Here is a 19,493-nt window from a genome sequence, read left to right as displayed (position 1 = left end):
TGAGGAGCTGCGGGCTCAGGCGTGGCCGGTGCGACGCGCGGTGCGCCCCGCTATCTGCACGCGGTCGATCGCACCGGTGCACGGGTCGCGGTGGAACCGCCCCCCGGCCTCCCGACGGCCGGACCCCGGGTCGACCAGGTCGAACGACAGGTCGGGGTAGCAACGCAGCGGTATCGGCACGTCGCCGTCCACCGACAGCACCGGCGAGCCACCGGGCCCCGGCGCGACGCGGTACCGGGTGCCGCCGTTGGCGTAGGCGCCCGCGCACTCGGGCAGTGCCACCGGCTCGCCCGCTGCGACGGGCTCGACCACGGTGGGCACCCGCACCCCCGCGATCCGCTCCAGGTCCTCGGCGAGGTCCCGCCAGAGCGCCGTCGCCACGCCGGCGTTGCCCGTGAAGGCGACCACCGTGCCGGTGTCCGGTTCGACCCGCAGGTGACACGAGGTGCCCTGGGCGTTGCCGTCGTGGCCGCACCACAGCTTCTCGTCCTGCCGGAACAGGGCCAGTCCCAGCCCCCAGCCGTCGGCGAGCGCCCCCGGGTCGGCGGCGAGTTCCGCGTGGCGCAACTCCTTGGCGACCACGGGCGGCAGCGCCGCGGTCCGGCCGACCAGGGCGCCGCCGAGCGCGGCGAGGTCTTCGGCGCTCGCCAACAGGGCGCCGGCCGGCGCCTCCAGCGGAGCCAGGTTCTGCCGGACGGGGCGGACCTGGCCCGTCGCGGTGTTGAGGGCGTGACCGGCCGCGACGGGGCGGGCGGGGGCGGACGGACCCAGGAACGCGGGCACGGTGCCCAGGGGTTCGAGGAGCAGGGCGTCCATCGCCTCGTTCCACGGCATGCCGGTCACCGTCTCCACCAGCCGCCCGGCGGCGACGTACCCGGCGTTGGAGTAGGAGAAGTCGGTCCCGGGCGCGAACAGCGCGCCCTGGGCGGTGCACACCGACGACAGGTAGTGCGCCGCGGTGGTCCGCGCCGCCGCGTCGGAGTCGGGGCCGGTGGACAGACCGCCGGTGTGGCTGAGCAAGTGACGGACCGTCACTTGTGGCAGCTCGCGGAGTTCGGGGAGGTACTCGGCGACCGGGTCGTCCGGGTCGAGGTCGCCGTCCTCGGCGAGGAGCAGCACGAGCGCGGCCGTGTAGGGCTTGGTGAGAGACCCCAGCGGGACGGCGGTGTCCTCGGCGAAGGGGGCGCCGGTGCCGGCGTCGGCCGTACCGGTGTGCACGGAGACGACCTCCGAGCCGTTGTCCAGCACCAGTTGGGCACCGGGCACCCGGTGCAGGCGGGCGAGGGTGTCGAGTCGGTGCTGCAGCTCCCGTCGCTCCGGGAACGGCGCGCGTCTGCGGGTCGGGGCAGTGTTGTACACCATGAGAAGGGACTCCCGTTGATGGCTCTCATGTGCAGGTCCGAACAGTCGGCCGCGGGTGAGCGCGGGCCGACCGGGGTACGGGCGAGGGTGCGGGCGGGTCCGGCCTACGGCCTGACGACCTCGACGGGCAGGTGCCGCACGCCGAGGATCACGGCCGGGTTCTGGTACACGATGTCCTCGTAGGAGGGGACCGCCACGGAGCGGAATCGTTCCTGCAGCAGGCGCAGAGCGATCACCGCCTCCAACCGGGCCAGCGGCGCACCGAAACAGAAGTGGATGCCGTGGCCGAAGGTCAGGTGAGGATTGGGGTGGCGGGTCATATCGAAGACGTCGGGGGCGTGGAAGCGGGCCGGGTCGCGGTTGGCGGCACCGAGATGGGCGATCAGCATGGACTCGGCCGGAAGTTCGTGACCGCCGAGCACCACGGGCCGGGCCACGCGGCGACCCAACTCGGCGAACGGGGGCAGCCAGCGCAGCACCTCCTCGATGGCCGACGGGAGCAGTCCGGGGTCGGCGCGCAGCGCGGCGTCCGTGCCGGGGTGCCGGTCGAAGGTCAGCACGGCGTTGCCCAGCAGCGCGGTCGTGGTGACATGCCCGGCGACCAGCAGCAGGGCGACGAACCCGACCATCTGCTGGTCCTCCAGGCGGACGCCGTCCACCTCGGCGGCGATCAGCCTGCTGGTGAGGTCGTCCCCCGGGTGCGCACGGCGGGCACGGATGTGCTCCAGCATGTACCCGTTCATCTCACGAACGGTGGGGGCGATGGCCTCCAACGCCCGTGAGAGGTCCGCCATGTCGGGTGCTTCGCCGAGCTGGTCTCCGCCGAACAGGACGCTCGCCCAGTCCTGGAAGAGCCGGTGCTCGTCGGCCGGCACACCGAGCAGTTCCGCGATGACGATGATGGGCAGCGGGTACGCCAACGCGTCGACCAGATCGAACCGGTCCTGGTCCGCGACGGCGTCCAGCAGTCGCGCGCACAGCGCCTCGATCCGGGGCGCCAGCCCCTGGACGACCCGCGGGGTGAACGCCTGGCTCACCAGCGCGCGCAGTCTTCGGTGGTGCGGCGGGTCCATGCCAACGAAGTTGCCCTGCCGGAAGACCTCGAAGTCCTCCTGGGTGGGGGCGAGGGAGGAGAGATCCGAGGAGTAGGTCAGCGGATCGGCGAGCACAGCGGCCACCGTCGCGTAGTCCAGGACCTGCCACAGGCCCTGACTCTCCTCGTACCGAACCGCTCCGGCCTCGCGATCGTCCGACCAGCGGTTGGATATCTCCTCCAACAGTAATTCCGGGCTGCCTAACTGACGAGCGGTCACCAGTTCTCCTTGGGTCGGGACTCGCGAGCATCACAGGGTCTGGAACGGGATACGCCGGGTCGGGCCCAGCGGACATGCGCCATCGGGCCGCACCGCGGCGCCCGGCGGGGCACAGCTCTCCCCGGGCACGCCGCTGGGAACGGCCCGGACGGCGGGATCCGGCTGACCCCCTACCGGGGTTCCGGCGTCCGGGCGAAGCGGGGCGACCGAGACGCCCGTCGCAGCCCGGCGCGCCTCAGCGGTCGGCTGTCATCGCCCGCCCCGACCCGCACGGCGAACCAGCCTGACATCGCATTCCCCTCACCCTTCTCCTCTGTGCCACGGCTGCACAGCACCAGCACGCCCCGAGCCGATCGGCCCCCCACGGCGAACCCGCCATAGTCTTCACGGTGAGTCACACCATGGCAACCCCCCGAGGTCGAACCGGAAGGAATTCTCAGGTGCGTCTCGGGCAGGACGCCGATCCGCCGTTCGTCACCCCCGTCTGCCCCGTCAGCGCGCCCTCAACCAGGTCTGCAGCCTCTTCGGCTCTGCCTCCCGCGCGGACGGCTCGACCGGCGGTGGGGGTAGTCGTCGATCGGACTCGCGCCCTCGGTCCCCGCCTCCACAAACGCACCCCGTCCGCGTCCGCCGGACCGGCGCCGGGGTCCCCCGGCGTAGCACCCGGCCGCACGAGCAGGAGAACGGAGCCTCACTGAGGGGTGCTCCGCCGGACGGGAACCGGCGGCCGTCGGAACGGCACGGTCAGGGGGCCGTTCGACCGCCGGTCACCAATGGCCGGTGGCTTGGCCTGTTGCCCGGGCGGTTCGGCCCACCACCATCAGGGCGTCCGGCTCGCGGCAGCGTTCACCTCTCCGTCCCGGCTCGGCGGAGGGCATCCGGACATCAGGATCTCTGCAGCAGGGCCAGTGAGCGATAGAAGGAGGGTGAGTTCAGCGTGACGTCCGATATCGGTCTCCGCCTCGCCATCGACGGATCCGCACAGAAGATGAAGGGGGCCATCAAGAACTCCCCTGGTCCAAGGGCCGGGGACTGGCGTCCGGCAAGGACAAGCCGGCCGGCACGGCCCACGCCGCACGCGCCTGGAACAGCTTCTGCGCCGCCTCCGGGTCGAACACCGCCGCTCGGCAGGTTGCTCGGCGGCCGTGGACCCCTCCCCACCGGGGACGGTGCACATGAGTGACGACCAGCCCGGCCCGTACGGCCCCCAGCCACACCACCAGCCCGGAGGGTTCGGACCGGCGGCGGCCTCCGGGCCGCAGCCGCTCGGCCAGCAGGGCTGGGGCCCGCCCCAGCAACCGCACCCCTTCGTACAGCAGTTCCCGCACGGCGGCGCACCGGGTGGCTACCCGCCGCCGAAGCCGGCCGCGGGGAAGAGGACGGGCCTGATCATCGCCGGAGTGGTCGTCGCGCTCGCGGTGATCGCGGGAGGCGCGTACGTCGTGGTCGGCGACGACGGCGGGGGCGCGGGCGCGGGCGCGGGCGCGGGCGCGGGCCACGGTGACGTCACCGCGGACAGCAAGGGCTACACGCTCGTGGCTCCGGAGTCGGTCGATGCCTATAAGAAATCGGGCCCGGCCAGTGCGCCCGGAGAGTTGAACGCCGAGCAGAAGAAGGAGGCGGCGGGCGTCGGTGTGAACAACGCGCAGGCGGTGTCGGGGATCTACAACGCGGCCAGCACTGACCCCGGCGATCCGGCGAAGGTGGGAGGCAAGCGCCTGATCTTCGATGGCCTCTACGGCGACATCCCCGACCCCGCCACGGCGCTGGACAACTATTTCGCCAACATCACCAAGAAAGGCTTGAAGGGTGACGGCAAAGCGCGTGGTCTCAAGCTGGAGCGCCTCGGAGAACCCAGGGCCGTGAAGCCCGACGGTTTCGAGGGCGCGCTCATGAAGTGCCAGGACGTGAAAGTCACCCCTGACAAGAACGCCGACGCCCCGAAGGGCGGTCCTGCGGAGTTCCAGTTCCCGGTCTGCGCCTGGTCCGACTACTCCACGCTGGGAGGCGCCAACGTCGTCGAGTTGGCGCAGGCGATGAATGGTGGCAAGGGCGTCTCGCAGGAGGAGGTGGCCGCCTTGACCGCCGAGCTCTACAAGACGGCGCGCAGAAAGGCCTGACGCCCAGGGGGAGGGGCCCGCCCGAAGCGATCGCCCCTCCCCCGCGCACCCTGCCGCTCGCTCTCCGAGGGCTGCGACGGGCCGTGCCCGGACCGCTCGCGATGCCGGGCTCCCCGCCGCGCCGGCACCACGTCGCCCACCGTGTACGCCGCCGCTCCTCAGCGCCCCCACGGCGGCCGGGCCCGGTCCGCCCTCCTCGTACGCCTCACCCAGCAGCTCGCACGACACCGCCGACAGCAGTACCCCCGGGGATCCCTCTGCCCGGAGTCATCCCCCGTAGCGGGTGGCCAGGGTCCGTACCGTCTCGGCGATGCGGTCGCGGAGTTCGGCCGGTGCCATGACCTCGATGTCGGTGCCCAGCCGGAGGAACTCTCCATGGGCGTGGTCGATGGACTCGATGGGCAGCCGGGCTTCCGTCCACCCGTCACCTGCTGGTGTCACGCCGAGCCGGCGGGCTCCCTCCGGGGTGAGCCGTACCAGAGCCTCCCCGGTGTGCAGCCGGGCTCGGAAGTCGGCGAGGTAGGTGTTCCAGTGCACGGCCAGGTCGAACCCGTCCGGGACGACGAACTCCTCCTCCAGGGGGCGGAGTCGAACGATCTGGTCGACCCGGTAGGTGCGGATTCCGGCCGGCCCGCTGGCGACCAGGTACCAGCGGCCGGCCTTGAGTACGAGTCCGTACGGCTGCACTCGCCGCTCGATCTCCTGCGGTGCCCGCCAGCGCCGGTACCGCAGGACCACCGCCCGCCGGGCCCACACCGCGGCGGCGATCGCGGCCAGGTGAGGGGTGCGGTCGGCATCGCCGTACCAGCCCGGGGCGTCGAGCAGGAAGCGTTCCTGGATCCGCCCGGCGTGCTCGCGCAGCTCGGCGGGAAGGGCGGCCCGCAGCTTGAGCTGGGCGCTGGTGAGTGCCTCGCCGAGGCCGAGCTCGGCGGCGGTGCCGGGGAGTGCGGCGAGGAAGGCGGCCTGCGCCTCGTCCGCGGTCAGCCCGGTGAGGCGGGTTCGGTAGCCCTCGACCAGCCGGTAGCCGCCCGCGTGCCCGGCGTCGCCGTACAGGGGTATACCGGCGGCCCCGAGCGCCTCGACGTCGCGGTAGACCGTACGGACGGAGACCTCCAGTTCCGCGGCCAGCTGCTGGGCCGTCATCCGGCCCCGGTTCTGGAGCAGCAGGAGAAGGGTGACCAGCCGGCTCGCACGCATGCTCCCCATTATCCACTGACAGCGGATGTCAGTGGAGTGCCCCTAACCTGCGGCGCATGAACGACTTCGACTTCTTGCACGGCTCCTGGCACGTGGCCAACCGGCGCCTCACCACCCCGCTCGGCGGCGCGGGCGCGAGCGCCGGCACCTGGGAGGAGTTCCCGGGCCACTCGGTGATCCAGCCGTTGTTCGGGGGCGCCGGGAACATCGACGAGATCACCTTCCCCACCCTCGGCCGCCAGGGCGTGACCCTGCGGCTGTTCGACCACGGGACGAAACTGTGGTCGATCCACTGGTCCGACAGCCGGACGGGCCGGCTGGATCCCCCGGTGGTCGGCGCATTCACGGGCGACCGCGGTGACTTCCACGGTGAGGACACCTACGACGGCCGCCCCATTCGGGTGCACTTCACCTGGTACCGCCTCGGCCCGGACGCCGCCCGCTGGGAGCAGGAGTTCTCCGGCGACGGCGGCCTCACCCGGGAGCTCAACTGGATCATGGACTTCACCCGCACCGGGCCGGCCGGCGTATGAGCATCGTCGAACTCCGGCAGTACACCCTGCGCCCCGGCGCCCGGGAGACGCTGATCGAACTGTTCGAGCGCGAGTTCGTGACCGGCCAGCAGGCGGCCGGCATCACGATGGGGGGCCGGTTCCGCGACCTTGACGACCCGGACCGCTTCGTCTGGTTGCGCGCGTTCCCCGACATGACGCACCGCCGGCACGCGCTGGAGGCGTTCTACACCGGCACGATCTGGCGCGAGCACCGCGACGCGGCCAACGCCACCATGGTCGACAGCGACGACGTCCTGCTGCTGCGCGGTCCGGGGTTCGCACCTGAGCCGTCCACCCGCGAGGTGGTCGCGACGCTCTGCCGGCCGTCGGACGCGGCGGCCTTCGACGCGTACGCCGCCCGGCACCTGGACCCGCGCCATGCGCTGCACCGCACCGAGCACGCCGAGAACGACTTCCCCCTCCTGCCTGTCCGCACCGGGGTGGACGTGCGGGTCTGGTTCGGCCCGGCCGAGCCACCACCTTGGCCGATCCGGCGGCTGCGGCTGGAGCCCGTGACGAGTTGACCTCGTGCTGCCACGAGGCGGGGAGCCGCCCGGCCAGGACTACCACGGTGACCTGAGCACCGGCCACAGGGTCCGGGTCACGCCCATCGGCTGTCCCGGAGCGGCAGCCGCCCGCACCGGCCAACCGGCGCCGGGTGCCGGGTGCCGGCACCACCGTCAGGCAGCGTCCGCCCCGTCGTGCAGTGCCGCTCGGTCGCTTCGGTCGCCGCGCCGGGCGGCCTGTCGGGTGGACCGGCCCGGGAGGGCCTGCCCGACCGATCACCCGACTCCAGCGCATGCGAGTGCCCCGCCGACCGAACAGGGCGACGGGGCACCGTGAGCGGCGGGCGCCGGTCAGGCGTGTCGGCGGCCCCACAGGGGTGTGACGACCATGATGAGGACGGCGGCGGCCGCGATCTGGAAGATGTGACGGATCCAGTCGATGCCGCCGGTGTCCGCGACACCGAAGGCGCCGGCGAGCGCGTTGCCGATGAGACCGCCCACCACACCCAGGATGACGGTGAGCCACAGGGGAATCGGCTGGCGGCCGGGGATGACCAGCTTGGCCAGTACGCCGATGATGAGACCCGCGACAACGGCCCAGATGAACGACATGATCTTCTCCTTGTGCGCGTAAGGCATGACCGTCCGGTGATGCGCTCCGCCTTCCCCGTCAGGGCCGCCGCACACCCGTTCCGGACGGGTCTCCCACCCCGTCCACCCGGCCTGGGCGGCCGAGGTGTCCCACCGCTCGGCGTCGCCGGCCGACCCGCCAGCGGCCGGCACCGGCCTTCCCTTCCTCCATCGCGGCCCTCTCTGCCCGGTCCGTGACCGACGCGGGGCCCCGTCAGGCGGTGCGGGTCGGCAGGAGGCTCGTTTCTCGCGGGGATGTGCCGGCCGCGGCGGGGAAGGAGGCTCCCGGTGCGGCGCGTCCCGGCCTACCCCCCGTTCGGGACGGTTGCCGGGTAGCGCATACTCACCTGGCCACGGCGACTGCCGCGGTGTGCTGAGCATCGAAGGGTGATGGGGGAATGAAGGAGGGTCCGGCCGATCTGGCCGTTCCGGAAGTGGTGGAGAGCGCTGCTCCGCGGGCGCAGCCGACCGGAGGCGTCGGGCGGTGGCTGCTGCGCCACCGGGTGCAGCCGGTGGGTCCGGCGGCCGCCGAGGGGCACACCGAGCCGCAGGCGTGGTGGAAGGTGATGTGCCTGACCGGGGTGGACTACTTCTCCAGCCTCGCCTACGTGCCGGCCATCGCCGCGCTGGCCGCTGGAGCGGTCTCGCCGCTGGCGACGTTGCTGATCGTGCTGCTGACGCTGGTGGGGATGCTACCGATGTACCGGCGGGTCGCGCGGGAGAGCCCCAACGGCGCGGGGTCGGTGGCGATGCTGGAGGACCTGCTGCCGTTCTGGCGGGGCAAACTGTTCGTTCTGGTGCTGCTCGGTTTCGTCGCCACGTCGTGGATCATCACCATCACGCTGTCGTCGGCGGATGCCTCGGTACACCTGGTGGAGAACCCCTACCTGTCCGATGCCCTGCACGGCCACGAGGTCGCCCTCACCATCGGGTTGCTGCTCCTGCTGGGCGGGGTCTTCCTGCTCGGGTTCAGTGAGGCGGTCACCGTCGCCATCCCTCTCGTCGCGGTCTTCCTCGTCCTCAACGCGGTGACCGTCACCGTCGGCCTGGTGGACGTGTTCACCACGCCGGGGGCCTGGTCGGCGTGGACGGACGGCCTGGCGGAAGGCGGCGGCGGTTTCAGCGGCCTGGCCGAACCGGCGCTGCTGGCGTTCCCGCTGCTGGTGCTGGGCCTGTCCGGTTTCGAGACGGGCGTGAGCATGATGCCCCTGGTGGCCGCCGAGGGCGCGAACGCGGCCGAGCGGCTTGAAGCGCGCATCCACAACGCCCGCAAGTTGCTGACCACCGCCGCGGTCGTCATGAGCGTCTACCTGCTGGCCGCGAGTTTCGTCACCACGGTCCTCATCCCCCACAAGGAGTTCGAACCCGGCGGCGCGGCCGGCGGACGCGCACTGGCGTGGCTGGCCCACGAGAAGGTCGGCGAGGCGTTCGGCACCGTCTACGACGTCAGCACCATCCTGATCCTGTGGTTCGCCGGTGCCTCCGCCATGGCGGGCCTGGTCAACATCGTCCCCCGTTACCTGCCCGACTACGGGATGGCTCCCGAATGGGGACGCGCGGTGCGCCCGGTCGTCCTCGTCTACACGGCGCTGTGCATCCTCATCACGATCGCCTTCGACGCGGACGTCAACGCGCAGGCCGGCGCCTACGCCACCGGCATCCTCGCCATGATGGTCTCCGGCGCGTTCGCGGTCACCGTCTCCGCGCTGCGCCGGCGCCGCCGTGCCGCCACCGCGGGCTTCGCCCTCCTCACCGCGGTGCTGTTCTACGCCCTGGTGTCCAACATCGTCGACAAGCCGGACGGCATCGCCATCTCCGGCCTCTTCATCCTCGGCATCATCACCGTGTCGCTGATCTCCCGCGTCTCGCGCACCACCGAGCTGCGGGCGGACCGCATCGTCCTCGACCCGGCGGCCCGCCGGTTCGTCACCGACACCCTCGCCCACGACCAGGCCATCAACATCATCGCCAACCGCCGCCAGGCCGGCGACCGCGCGGAGTACGAGGACAAGGAGCGCGAGCAACGCGGCATCAACCCGGTGCCCGGCCCCGCCGACGTGCTGTTCCTGGAGATCGACGTCGTCGACCCCTCCGACTTCAGCGAAACCCTCACCGTCCACGGCGTGGAGGTCGACGGCTACCGCGTCCTGCGCACCGAAGCCCCCGCCGCGCCCAACGCCATCGCCGCGATCCTGCTCGCTCTGCGCGATTCCACCGGCGTCCAACCGCACTGTTACTTCGCCTGGGCCGAAGGCAGCCCCCTCAAGCACATGTTCCGCTACTTCCTCCTCGGCCGCGGCGACACGGCCCCCGTCACCCGGGAGATCATCCGCAAGCACGAACCCGACCCCGCCCGTCGACCCGGCATCCACGTCGGCGGCTGACCCCGAAGCCCGGTCACCCGCCCCGCGCCGACACCTCCCAGGCGCTCCCCGGCTGCTCCGGCGGCGGCCACCGGCCCAGCCGGAGCGCCGAGTCCGCACGGGTTCTCCATTCGCCCGAACAAGCCCTCACCGTCACACCGGCGAAGGGCCGCCACCGAATCGGTGGCGGCCCTTCGCTGTCCGCTCTACCAACGGAGAGGGGTGTTCCCGACGTGTCGTATTCCGCGCAAGCGCGGGCGGAGTCACCAGCAGGTGCGCTCCGCCTCGACCGCTGCTGTGCGGCTGCTCCCAGGGCATCACCGGTCAGGCGTCCCGGGGCGGTGGTTCGCTTGCCCGCAGGCTCACGCGGCACCTCGAAGCGCGGGCACACCGCCTGGACAACCCGCCGGACGGTGTGGCCAGATCCGCTCCGGATCGGGGAGAAGGGCCACGGTCAGGGCCGGGTCGGTGTCCTTCCGGGGCGCGGTCGACCCGGAGGGCCGCACGGTCAGCGGCGGCGGCCGCCGACGTGGCGGTCGTCGGCCAGTGCGGTCAGTGGGCCGTACTCAGAGGAGAGCTCGCTCCACGTCAGGACCTCGCCACAGCGGGCCGGGAACGTCTTCGGGTCGAATTCGGGCATGGTCCAGGTGCCAGTTCCCCGGTCCCTCAGCCACAGGTCCCCGTCGCCGTCGACCACAGTCGGCGGGGCCGGTACGGGCTCGGCCTGATCGGTGGGATCCCAGGTGACCCGGCCGGGGTGGGAGGCGCGGCGCAGCTCGGTGGTGGCCAGCCGTGCGGCCAGGTCGCGGGTGGACTCTTCGGTGTCCTTGACCGACGCGAGCCGGTAGGCGTCGTCGAGGACGGGCAGGGCTGGATTCTGGCTGCGCTTGGAGCTCATACGCTGGCTACCTCCGTAGGGGGCGCCACATCCGTTATGGCACCCCGTGTAGGAGAACGGTATCCGAGGCGGGAGCCGGGCCGGGCACGATCACCGTCCAGGTGGAGGGTGGAGGCCACCGGGTCGGTGGGGCCGGTGGTGAGCTGGTCCCGGGCATGGCGCAGCCGCGGTGGGTCGGGGAGCGCGGTGTCGTGAAGGCCGAACTCTTCGAGGGCCCTTCGGGATCCGACCAAGCACGCGAGTGCCACCTTGGGCGGATGGTCGAACAGCCCGTGAGGTTCGCTGCTGTCACCGGCTCCCTTCGGGGTTGCCCGGGTGCAGAGCGGGCAGGCGCGTCCTGAAGGCGATCATCCGTACGGCGGTCGCCGTTCCCACATGTGAGTGAGGTCACCCCTTGGCACCTTCCGTCGAAACGAACTCCGGCGTCGCAGCCGCCATCACGCTCGTCGAAGGCCAGCTCTCCCGGCTCGAGGAGCAGAAAGCCGCGCTCGAAAGCGAGTTGGGGCGAGTCGCCGCGTACGTCACCTCGCTGCGGGTCGCCCTCGACGGCCTGCTCGCAGCCGACGCGGCCCTGCGGCCCTCCGTCGGCACGACAGCCGAGCCGGCCACTCCCCCACCTGTGTCCGCCGAAGAAGCTCCGGCGGCAGCGGAGCCGGAGCCGGCCGGGGCCGCCGCGGGGCCGCTCCCCGCAGCCGACGAACCGGAACCGAAGAAGGCAACCCGGCGCCGGGCGCCCGCCACCAAGGCAGCGCCCGCCAAGCGAACCGCACGCAAGCCCCGCGGGACCACCCCTGCGGCCGCCAAAGCCGGCGCCGGCCCGGCCGAGAGCAAGCCCAAGGCACGGATCGCGAAGAAGACCCCGGCGAGGAAGTCGGCCTCGCCGGCTCCGGCAGCCCCGACGGCGCCGAAGCGATCCCGTGGGATCGCCGACGATGTCCTGAACGCTCTCGCCGCGGCCGGCAAGCCGGTGCGGGCGGGCGAGGTCTCCGCGACCCTCAGCCCCGGCAGCACGGACGACAACGTCCGCACGACCCTGGAACGGCTCGTCAAGGCCGGCCGGGCACAGCGTGCGGGCCGCGGCCTGTTCGAGGCACTGCCGACGAGCTGACCCCGCGCACCGGGTGGCGAACGCCGCTGGGGTAGTGGATCTTCCGGGGCCGGTCGGATTCGTTCCGACCGGCCCCGGGACGCGCCCCGCGCGTTCGGCCGCCGTGGTGCGAAGGTCACCTACTTCCCCGGCCTTCGTACTGCCGCGCGGAGCGAGCGGACGTCTGTGGGAACGGCCCACCGGCCTTGTCGTGCCGCGTCGCGGCCGGCCCGGTTGTGCGTGCGGGTGCGTGCGCGGGGTCCGTCCGCCGCGGGAGCCGGCCACGGCGCGCCGAACGCCGCTTCTCACGACCGGGATTGGGCGACCTCTCAGCGGGCAAGTGATCTCCACACCGGACCAGCGCGCGGAGGCGGCTATGACTGTCATGACTCGGCTGATCGCTCCACCCCTTCTGGACTCGACGCCGGCCAGGCCGGCCCCTTGTGCCTCTCTCCGCTTCGCTGCCGGATCAGCCGATGCAGTGGGCCATCCTGGCCGCCATCGAGCGCGGACAGTGCAGGCCTGAACCCTGGCGCCGCGGCTGTCTCTCGTACACAGACCCGGATACGTGCTCGACCACTTGTGTGAGGAGTCCGATGATGCCCGTCCTCGTCCTTCTGTCAGCGCCTTTGCTTCTCGCCGCGATCTTCGTCATCGCCGGATTGCGGCCCGCGCGCGGCAGGAGCAGTCTGCCGCAAGCGGCCACCGCCCGACGTCGGCTCACCCGGCGCCATACTCAGCATCTCCGCCGTGCAGGCCAGGCGCTGTGAGTGTCGGTCACCCGCCGACGATGCGCCGCGCCGCACCACTCAGCCCCCGGAGGGCCTGCTCAGGTAGGGATGCGGGAACCCCTACGCTCGCCCGGGGGGCCCGAACAGCCGGAGCACGGAGTCGCTGGTGACCTGGCCACAGCGCCTCCTCGGACGATCGCGGAGAACGGATCCACCCGCGCCGGTGTCCTGTGCTCGTGAAGGCGGCCGTGGGCGGCGGCACCTCGCGGACCCGGCCCGCTCGCCCGTCCCGCTCCCTGCTCCCTGCTACCTGTGGCGACCTGCGCGACGGCCCAGGGCCCCGACACGGCCCAATGGCCCAATCCGTCCTTCCCGGCCCGCGCACCGGTCACCGCCCCGGCGCCGCGGTACTCCCGGAGGATCGGACGGTGAGCGAGGCGGTGCGGTGTGACGAGGCCGCGCGTGCCGCTGTCAGGTGAGAGCGGTGCCGCGCAGCAGGAGCAGGGCGATGTCCAGGGCGGCCAGCGCGAGGCTGGCGAGGAAGGGCAGGCGGCTGCGCGGGTCGCGGGTGGGGAGGGCGACCGTGAGTGCGAGCGTGCCGGTGGCGGCGAGGCAGGCCCGGTCGGTGGTGGTGAGGGGCCCGGGCGGTCCCAGGACGAGGGCGGCCGCCCCGGCCAGCAGCAGGGTCGCGGCCAGCGCGCGGGTGAGGTGCGGGCCGAGGCGGTGGGGCAGACCACGCACTCCGGTGGCCAGGTCGCCGGGGATGTCGGGAAGCGCGTTGGTGAGGTGAGCACCCGTACCGAGCAGGGCGCCGGCCGCCGTCACCCACGCCGGGGGCCACGGGTGGCCGGGCAGCGCGAGGGTGACGAAGGCGGGCAGCAGCGCGAAGGCCCCGGCGTAGGGCAGCCATGACAGCGCCGTGCGCTTGACGCCCAGATTGTAGGACCAGGCCGCCGCGACCCCGACGAGGTGGGCGGCGCCCGCCGCCAGTCCGCCCGCCAGCGAGAGCGGGACGCACAGCGCGAGTGCGCCCCCGGCGGCGGCGGCCACGCTCCGCGGGCGAACGACGCCGGCCACCAGCGGCTTGTCGGTGCGGCCGGTGGCGAGATCGCGGTGAAGATCGATCCGGTCGTTGCACCAGCCCACCGACAGCTGCCCGGTCAGGACCGCCGAGGCCACCAGCGCGCTTCCCGCCGTGCCCCGCCCCCAGGCCACGGCGAGAGCGGTGACGACGGCGGTGACGGCGAGCGCGGGGGCGGCGTGGGAGGCGGCCAGCATCCCCCGTGCCGCTGCGCCCCTCCTGGACTGCGGTTGAACGGTCGGGGTTGCCGCGGACCGGACTCCGGTGGTGTGCACCTCCTCATGCTAGATCGGGCAAATCGCCGACCAGCGCACATTTCATGATGAAGTATCAGATCACGTCTAGGGTGAGCCGGTGACCACAATCGCGGCTGTCCACGGCGTGCTCGCGCCGCACCGGTACGAGCAGGGCGAGATCACCGAGGCCCTGACGGCGATGTGCGCGGCGTCCGACGCCCAGCGCGGCGTCCTCCAACGGCTGCACGCCACCGCCGCGGTCGGCACCCGCCACCTGGCTCTGCCGCTGGAGCGTTACCGCGAGTTGGGCGGGTTCGGCCGGGCCAACGACCTGTTCATCGACGTGGGGCTGCGGCTGGCGGAGGAAGCCCTGAGCGGCGCCCTGGCGGCGGCCGGTCTGGCGCCCGAGGAGGTGGACCTGGTGGTCTCCACCTCGGTGACGGGTATCGCCGCGCCCTCGTTGGAGGCCCGGCTGGCCGGGCGGGTGGGCCTGCGGCCGGACGTGAAGCGGGTGCCGATCTTCGGCCTGGGCTGCGTGGGCGGCGCCGCGGGCCTGGCCCGGTTGCACGACTACCTCCAGGGCCATCCCGGGCACGTCGCGGTCCTGCTCTCGGTCGAGCTGTGCTCCCTCACCTTGCAGCGCGCCGACACCTCCGTGCCGAACATGGTGGCCGGTGCCCTGTTCGGTGACGGCGCCGCCGCCCTGGTGGCTGTCGGACGCCACCACCCGCGGTCCGGGGACTTCGCGGGGCCGCGGGTGGCGGCGACCCGCAGCCGCCTGTACCCGGGCACCGAGCGCGCGCTGGGCTGGGACATCGGAGACAGCGGCTTCACCATCGTCCTCGGCGCCGAACTGCCCGAACTGGTGCGCCTGCACGTCGGCGAGGACGTCCGGTCCTTCCTCGCCGAACACGACCTGAAGCCGCCGGACGTCACCGGTTGGGTCGCCCACCCGGGCGGACCCAAGGTCCTGGACGCCTTGCAGGAGAGCCTCGGGCTCGACGCCCGCGCGCTGGAACTGACGCGGCGTTCACTGGCCGAGGTCGGCAACCTCTCCTCCGCCTCCGTCCTGCACATCCTGCGCGACACCCTCGCCCACGATCCGCCACCACCCCCCGGCGGCCCCGGTCTGCTCCTCGCCATGGGACCGGGCTTCTGCTCCGAACTCGTCCTCCTGCGCTGGTAGGCCCGGATGCCCCTGTACACGCTGCTGGTCCTCCTGGTCGCCGTCGAGCGCCTGGCCGAACTCGCCGTCGCGCGCCGCAACGCCGCCTGGAGCCGGGCACGCGGCGGTGTCGAACACGGCTCCGGCCACTACCCCGTCATGGTCCTGCTCCACACCGCACTGCTGGCCGGCTGTCTGGCCGAGGTCCACCTCGCGCACCGTCCCTTCCTGCCGGCCCTGGGCCTGCCCATGCTGATCCTCGTACTCGCCGCCCAGGCGCTGCGCTGGTGGTGCATCCACTCCCTGGGGCCGCGCTGGAACACCCGGGTCATCGTGGTGCCCCACCTGCCGCTGGTCAGCACCGGCCCCTACCGGCTGTTCAGCCACCCGAACTACCTCGCCGTCGTCGCCGAAGGCGCCGCCCTGCCCCTCGTCCACGGCGCCTGGCTCACCGCGACCGCCTTCACCCTGCTCAACCTCCCCCTGCTCGCCACCCGGCTGCGCTGCGAGAACGCCGCCCTGGCCGACTGCGCCACGGCGTCGACGTGATCGACCTCCTCGTCGCCGGCGGCGGCCCCGCCGGCCTCGCCACCGCGATCCACGCCGCCCTGGCCGGGCTCGACACGGTGGTCCTCGAACCACGTCCCGCCCCGATCGACAAGGCGTGCGGCGAGGGACTGATGCCCGGGGCCGTCCGCGCCCTGGCCGCCCTGGACGTGCCGGTGGTCGGCCACCCGATCCGCGGCATCCGCTACCTGGACGACCGCCACCGCGCCGAGGGCAGGTTCCGCCACCAGGAGGGGATGGGCGTGCGGCGCACCGTCCTGCACGCCGCGCTGTCCCGCCGGGCGGCCGAACTCGGCGTGCCGGTGCTGGCGGGGAAGGCCACCTCCGTCCACCAGGACGGCGACAGCATCACCGCCGCCGGACTCACCGCCCGCTACCTGGCCGCCGCGGACGGCCTGCACTCGCCCCTGCGCCGGCAGTTGGGCCTGGAACGCCCCGACCCGCGACCCCCGCGCTACGGACTGCGACGGCACTTCGCGGTGGCGCCCTGGACCGACTGCGTGGAGGTCCACTGGTCCGCACTCGGCGAGGCCTACGTCACCCCGCTCGGCCCGGACCGGATCGGCGTCGCCGTCCTGACCGGCGAGCGACTGCCGTTCGACGCACTGCTGCCCGCGTTCCCCGCACTCCTTCACCGCCTCACCGCCCACCGCGGCTCGGCCGTACGCGGCGCCGGACCGATGCGCCGGCGGGTACGGGCCAGGGTGGCGGGACGCGTCCTGCTGGTCGGGGACGCCGCCGGCTACATCGACGCGCTCACCGGCGAGGGCATCTCGCTCGCCCTCACCGGCGCGGCCCACCTGGTGCGCTGCGTACGCGCCGGCCGGCCGCTGGACTACGAGCGGGCCTGGCGCCGCGCCACCCGCGACCACCGCCTGCTCACCGGAGCACTGGTACGCGCCCGCGTCAACCCGCTCCTGGCCCCACGGATCGTCCCCCTGGCCACCCGCGCCCCCGCGCTCTTCACCGCCCTGGTCAACCGCCTCACCTGACGGTGATGACGTCCGTGGTGATGGTGCCGGCGAGTCGGTTCCATCACCTCGTGGCCCCGAACGCGCTGCGCACGAGCACCCCCGGGCGGCCAGTTCCGGGTCTGTCCGGATCCTCCCCCTGGCAACCGGGGTCGGCGGGCCCCGCCGGGATCCGCCGGCGGTCGGAGCCGGCCACGGCCGGCAGGATCACGGAGGCAGCCGCCCAGAGCGCCCGGTGGAACGTCACAGCCGTCCTGCCCACCCTCGCCGACCCGACGCCCTGGTCGGCCTCCTCCTTGGTGGCGTACTTCCAGCGTCCTGGACCCGCGCGCCGCGCACGCCCGGGCGAGCCGGATCCGGAGGGATGAGGCGCTCGCCGCCGACCGGGCCGCCGCCGGCCCCGGCCGGTGCATCGCGCCGGCGCCGGACAGCGGCTCGGCCAGGCCCGGCGGCGCCCGCCGCGTCGACGCCGCGCTGGAGGAGTACGGGCAGCGGGCCGAGCCGTGGCCGCATGATCACCGGCCCCTCGGCTTCCGGTGAGCCGCTGGACGGACCTGCGCGCCGATGTCCGCAGGTGTGAGGCCGTGCGGCCTGGGCAGCCGCACCCGTAGACGATCACCGCCCCGGGACGGACCGGGGCGCGGACCCAGCGGAGAGGGCACAGCGACATGGGCGAGCAGGCGAAGAACACCTCGGTGAGCGGCGAGGGCGATGTCGACGAGGCGGTCGGCGCCGCCGCCGAGCGCATCCGGCGCGCGCTGGAGAGTGAGGACGCGGGCCGGGTGGCGGGGCCGGGCGCCAAGACGGACGACCGCCCGCAGGGCCGCCCCGAAGGGCAGGGGTCCGAGGACGAGCCGCCCGCCGCGCCGGCCGCGGACGCGGTGGCGCCCTGAGTGGGCCACAAAAGGCGCCGACCATCCTACGAAAGGACCGGAATCCGATGAGCACCGAGCGCGACGCGAAGCAGGAGCACGACCCGGAGCGCGAACCGGATGGACCGACTGCCGCACAGGGCGACGAAAGCACACAGGGCGAAGCACAGGACCTGGACGAGCGACAGGGAGACGCCACCACGGCCGACCCGACGCCTACCCGCCACCTGGGCCCCGACGACAAGCCGGCCCCGGAGGAGTCGAGCCGCTGACCTTCCGGTCCTGACCGGAAGGAAGTCCAGTGGCCCCACCTGAGCGGTGAGGGTTGGCGCCACCAAGTGACCGAAGGTGCCCCGCCCACCGGGCTCGCACCCGGTCACCGCCGGAAGGAACACGGTCCACCGCCGGCACCCGCACCGACGGCCCGGCAGCAGGAAGCGGCCAGGAGCGGCGGCCGGGAAGCGGCAGCGGGACCCGCGGGGAACCGGGGGACCGATCCGGGCCCCCGGGACAGGCGCCCGGCAAGCACAAGCCCGAGCCCCACGAAAGGACGGACATGATGACCGCAACGGACGACGCCAGGGGCGACGACGTCTACCAGCCCGATGCCACAACCGAGGTCGGCGACGACGCAGGCCTCCTGGACCCGGAGGACACCCTGCTCGACCGCGCCGCCGGTCCCTACGAGGAGGGCTGGTCCCCGCCGGAACGGCCACTCGCCGTCGAACACCAGGGCACCACGGCGGCGGAGCAGAACGAGGGCGAGAGCCTGGACCAGCGGCTGGCCGAGGAGGTCCCGGACCCAACGCTGGCCGTCCCCGCCCAGACCCCCACAGACGGCACCGACGAGACCGCCGACACGAGCGAAGAGCCTCGCGACGAGGAGGTAGGGGCCGCCCGCGCGGGCCGGCTGCGCCCCCGGGCCACCGGACCGAGTACCTTCGCGACGGATGTCGGTGTCGACGGAGGCGCGGCGTCTGCCGAGGAAGCCGCCGTCCACATCGTCCCGGACGAGGAGCCCTGACCATCGCTTGAGCCCGCCCCAGGCGGACACCCTCAGTTCCGGGCCCTGGATCCCGGCGACCGGGGGCTGGCCAGGGGGACGGTCAGCGGTGAGGGACCGGGCAGCACCTGCTGCCCGGTCCCTCCGGGTTCGCTCTCGCTCGCACATGACCTCGACCAGCCGGCCACCCCCGCCACACCCGTGGCTGTGGCGGGGGCGGCCGAAGGGCGTGGTCCGGGTCAGAGGGTGTCGCGGTAACCACCGGAGGCGGTGCCGCGCTTCTCGATGAAGTGCTTGAACCGCTTGAGGTCGCCCTTGACCTGCCGGTCGAGCATGCCGGTCATGTCGGCGGCCTTCTCGGCCATGCCGCCGGGCTGGAAGTCCATCTCCATCATCACCCGGGTATGGGTCGCGTCGATCGGCTCGAAGCGCACCATCCCCGTCTGCCGCACGTCACCACTGGTGGTACGCCACGCCACGTGGTCGTCCGGCACCTGGTCGACGATCTCGGTGTCGAACTCCCGGGACACACCGGCGATCTTCGTCTTCCAGTGGTTGTGCCGCTCGTCGAGCTGGGTGATCTCCTCGACGCCCTCCATGAACATCGGGAACTGCTCGAACTGCGTCCACTGGTTGTACGCCGTGCTGACCGGCACATCGACGTCGATCTGCTCCTGCACCTTGCTCATCGCTGCTCACTCGCCTTCGCATCGCTTCGCGGTCGGACAAGCGCCTGCCCCGACCGCCGGCCGGTATGCCCGGCCCCTACCGATTCCGCCGCATTCCGGACGAACCGGCAACAGCCACCACCCATTCGAGGACCGATCCCCCCAGGCC

The 19,493-nt window shown here is 73.0% G+C and carries 18 protein-coding genes; 11 read left to right on the top strand and 7 right to left on the bottom strand.

Annotation, left to right across the window (positions count from 1 at the left end; genetic code table 11):
• Positions 1–15 precede the first annotated feature (15 nt).
• Both ACIF6L_RS32440 and ACIF6L_RS32435 read right to left on the bottom strand, forming a co-directional pair.
• Positions 16–1,362: a serine hydrolase domain-containing protein gene (locus ACIF6L_RS32440; RefSeq protein WP_396490992.1), complete on the bottom strand. Its 1,347-nt coding sequence runs from the start codon at positions 1,360–1,362 to the stop codon at positions 16–18.
• 104 nt (positions 1,363–1,466) lie between these two features.
• Positions 1,467–2,675 carry a cytochrome P450 gene (locus tag ACIF6L_RS32435; protein ID WP_396490993.1) on the bottom strand — a complete coding sequence of 403 codons (1,209 nt, stop codon included), beginning with the start codon at positions 2,673–2,675 and terminating at the stop codon, positions 1,467–1,469.
• Positions 2,676–3,850: 1,175 nt separating this feature from the next.
• Here ACIF6L_RS32435 and ACIF6L_RS32430 point away from each other — a divergent pair.
• On the top strand, positions 3,851–4,795 hold the full coding sequence (locus tag ACIF6L_RS32430; RefSeq protein ID WP_396490994.1) for a hypothetical protein: 945 nt from the start codon (positions 3,851–3,853) through the stop codon (positions 4,793–4,795).
• Between the two features lie 267 nt (positions 4,796–5,062).
• Here the strand turns inward: ACIF6L_RS32430 and ACIF6L_RS32425 are convergent, their stop codons facing one another.
• Complete coding sequence (locus ACIF6L_RS32425) at positions 5,063–5,992, bottom strand: helix-turn-helix transcriptional regulator (RefSeq protein WP_396490995.1); 930 nt, start codon at positions 5,990–5,992, stop codon at positions 5,063–5,065.
• A gap of 56 nt (positions 5,993–6,048) precedes the next feature.
• On the opposite strand from ACIF6L_RS32425, the gene ACIF6L_RS32420 reads away from it, so the two are divergent.
• Both ACIF6L_RS32420 and ACIF6L_RS32415 read left to right on the top strand, forming a co-directional pair.
• On the top strand, positions 6,049–6,525 hold the full coding sequence (locus ACIF6L_RS32420; protein WP_396490996.1) for a hypothetical protein: 477 nt from the start codon (positions 6,049–6,051) through the stop codon (positions 6,523–6,525).
• A complete protein-coding gene (locus ACIF6L_RS32415) occupies positions 6,522–7,070 on the top strand; it encodes an NIPSNAP family protein (RefSeq protein WP_396490997.1) in 549 nt (182 codons plus the stop codon). The genes ACIF6L_RS32420 and ACIF6L_RS32415 overlap by 4 nt, the downstream gene beginning before the upstream one ends.
• Before the next feature lie 333 nt (positions 7,071–7,403).
• Here the strand turns inward: ACIF6L_RS32415 and ACIF6L_RS32410 are convergent, their stop codons facing one another.
• Entirely contained in the window at positions 7,404–7,664 is a 261-nt protein-coding gene (locus tag ACIF6L_RS32410; RefSeq protein ID WP_329491812.1) for a GlsB/YeaQ/YmgE family stress response membrane protein, read from the bottom strand.
• Between the two features lie 416 nt (positions 7,665–8,080).
• On the opposite strand from ACIF6L_RS32410, the gene ACIF6L_RS32405 reads away from it, so the two are divergent.
• Positions 8,081–10,066 carry an amino acid transporter gene (locus ACIF6L_RS32405; RefSeq protein ID WP_396490998.1) on the top strand — a complete coding sequence of 662 codons (1,986 nt, stop codon included), beginning with the start codon at positions 8,081–8,083 and terminating at the stop codon, positions 10,064–10,066.
• Positions 10,067–10,553: 487 nt separating this feature from the next.
• Here the strand turns inward: ACIF6L_RS32405 and ACIF6L_RS32400 are convergent, their stop codons facing one another.
• Positions 10,554–10,943 (bottom strand): hypothetical protein, encoded by a 390-nt coding sequence (locus ACIF6L_RS32400; RefSeq protein WP_396490999.1) that lies wholly within the window; start codon positions 10,941–10,943, stop codon positions 10,554–10,556.
• Positions 10,944–11,337: 394 nt separating this feature from the next.
• Between ACIF6L_RS32400 and ACIF6L_RS32395 the strand changes: the two genes are divergently transcribed.
• Positions 11,338–12,051, top strand: a complete 714-nt coding sequence (locus ACIF6L_RS32395; RefSeq protein WP_396491000.1) for a hypothetical protein — start codon at positions 11,338–11,340, stop codon at positions 12,049–12,051.
• 1,181 nt (positions 12,052–13,232) lie between these two features.
• Here ACIF6L_RS32395 and ACIF6L_RS32390 read toward each other — a convergent pair.
• Positions 13,233–14,039, bottom strand: a complete 807-nt coding sequence (locus ACIF6L_RS32390) for a UbiA family prenyltransferase (RefSeq protein WP_396491001.1) — start codon at positions 14,037–14,039, stop codon at positions 13,233–13,235.
• 157 nt (positions 14,040–14,196) lie between these two features.
• Here ACIF6L_RS32390 and ACIF6L_RS32385 point away from each other — a divergent pair, with 157 nt between their 5' ends.
• The 6 genes from ACIF6L_RS32385 (at position 14,197) to ACIF6L_RS32360 (ending at position 18,677) form a co-directional block, all read left to right on the top strand.
• The gene (locus ACIF6L_RS32385) at positions 14,197–15,264 is read left to right on the top strand and encodes a type III polyketide synthase (protein ID WP_396491002.1); all 1,068 of its coding nucleotides are present in this window, start codon (positions 14,197–14,199) and stop codon (positions 15,262–15,264) included.
• 6 nt (positions 15,265–15,270) lie between these two features.
• Entirely contained in the window at positions 15,271–15,792 is a 522-nt protein-coding gene (locus tag ACIF6L_RS32380; RefSeq protein ID WP_329491806.1) for an isoprenylcysteine carboxyl methyltransferase family protein, read from the top strand.
• Positions 15,789–16,802, top strand: coding sequence for an NAD(P)/FAD-dependent oxidoreductase (locus tag ACIF6L_RS32375; protein ID WP_396491003.1), 1,014 nt, complete (start codon positions 15,789–15,791; stop codon positions 16,800–16,802). Before ACIF6L_RS32380 ends, ACIF6L_RS32375 begins: the two co-directional genes overlap by 4 nt.
• A gap of 647 nt (positions 16,803–17,449) precedes the next feature.
• A complete protein-coding gene (locus ACIF6L_RS32370; protein ID WP_396491004.1) occupies positions 17,450–17,674 on the top strand; it encodes a hypothetical protein in 225 nt (74 codons plus the stop codon).
• A gap of 47 nt (positions 17,675–17,721) precedes the next feature.
• The gene (locus ACIF6L_RS32365) at positions 17,722–17,925 is read left to right on the top strand and encodes a hypothetical protein (protein ID WP_359808374.1); all 204 of its coding nucleotides are present in this window, start codon (positions 17,722–17,724) and stop codon (positions 17,923–17,925) included.
• A 287-nt stretch (positions 17,926–18,212) separates the two neighbouring features.
• The gene (locus ACIF6L_RS32360; protein WP_359808376.1) at positions 18,213–18,677 is read left to right on the top strand and encodes a DUF5709 domain-containing protein; all 465 of its coding nucleotides are present in this window, start codon (positions 18,213–18,215) and stop codon (positions 18,675–18,677) included.
• Between the two features lie 218 nt (positions 18,678–18,895).
• Here ACIF6L_RS32360 and ACIF6L_RS32355 read toward each other — a convergent pair whose 3' ends face one another.
• A complete protein-coding gene (locus tag ACIF6L_RS32355; protein ID WP_329491774.1) occupies positions 18,896–19,345 on the bottom strand; it encodes an SRPBCC family protein in 450 nt (149 codons plus the stop codon).
• Positions 19,346–19,493: the final 148 nt, after the last annotated feature.

The organism is Kitasatospora sp. NPDC086009 (assembly GCF_044540385.1).
Lineage (GTDB): Bacteria > Actinomycetota > Actinomycetes > Streptomycetales > Streptomycetaceae > Kitasatospora.
The sequence above is the reverse complement of the archived record's forward strand: the minus strand, read 5'-3'. Positions and strand labels throughout refer to the sequence as shown.